Source organism: Ensifer sp. GW823-FHT05D09 (assembly GCF_058795755.1).
Window position 1 is genome coordinate 1 of record NZ_JBXAIA010000061.1, and the last position, 284, is coordinate 284.

A 284-nucleotide genomic window follows, 5' to 3' on the forward strand; every position below is an offset into this window, starting at 1 on the left:
CTGCGGGGAGAGGGTTAGGGTGAGGGGCAGCGGTTGGAGACGGAGGTCGCAGTTGCAGCTACGGCGGGTTCAGCGCTTACCGCAAACTCACCGCGAACCCCAGGCTACGCCTCAAATCCCCAGCAGCCGCCGGTTGGCCGCCTCGTCGGTGCCACCGTCGGCAAAGTCGTCGAAGGCCTTTTCGGTGACGCGGATGATGTGGTGCTTGACGAACTCGGCACCCTCGCGCGCGCCGTCTTCGGGATGCTTCAGGCAGCACTCCCATTCCACCACCGCCCAGCCGG

General features: G+C 66.5%; 1 pseudogene. It reads right to left on the minus strand.

What is annotated here, in order from left to right:
* Positions 1 to 111: 111 nt before the first annotated feature.
* Positions 112 to 284 (minus strand): annotated as a pseudogene (locus AC1Q80_RS30925) (sugar phosphate isomerase/epimerase); the annotation flags it as partial.